Source organism: Halalkalibaculum sp. DA384, assembly GCF_043951955.1.
Classification (GTDB): domain Bacteria; phylum Bacteroidota; class Rhodothermia; order Balneolales; family Balneolaceae; genus JAMQKA01.
In genome coordinates this window covers 1-580 of the sequence record NZ_JBINJE010000109.1, presented here as the reverse complement: position 1 = coordinate 580, position 580 = coordinate 1, and the positions used below count along the sequence as shown (strand labels likewise).

Here is a 580-nt window from a genome sequence, read left to right as displayed (position 1 = left end):
ACCCGTGGGCCTTCAGCCAGTCGCGCACGCGGGGGTTGAAGTCCTCGAGGTTCTCCCAGTGGAAGGCGTGCCCGGAGTCCGGGTACAGGTGCAGGGTGCTGTTCGGCAGGGCCTCGGCCACCTCCCGGGCCATCCAGGGCGGGGTGAAGGTGTCCTGCTGGCCCCCGATCACCAGGCAGGGCTGGGTAATGTTGGAAAGCTCATCCAACGCATGGTGGGTGATGCAGGCCTCGGCCTGTCCCTCCAGCCCGTGCAGGGGTTGCGGGCGCTGCTCGCGGGCCGCCTCCTGTTGGCCTTCCAGCAGGCCCTGGTACTGCTCCTCGTCATCCCAGGTGGTCTTGTCGAAGATCAGCAGCTGGATAAACCGGGTGAAATCTTCCGGGCGCAGGTGCGCCTTGGCGGCCACCATGTGCCGGAAGATCGCCTCGGCCTTCCGGTCGCAGCGCGCCCACGGGCACATCTGGACCATGCAGCTGACCTTCCCGGGGTGGCGCAGGGCCAGCTGCTGGGCGATCGGGCTGCCCATCGAGACCCCCACCACGGCTGCCTTAGATATATTAAGGTGGTCCATCAGCCCGGC

1 protein-coding gene is annotated in these 580 nt (G+C 67.2%); it reads right to left on the bottom strand.

What is annotated here, in order from left to right:
* The coding region (locus tag ACG2E4_RS18480) for an alpha/beta fold hydrolase (protein ID WP_395277512.1) at positions 1–526 on the bottom strand (526 nt) is incomplete at its 3' end.
* Between the last annotated feature and the right edge of the window lie 54 nt (positions 527–580).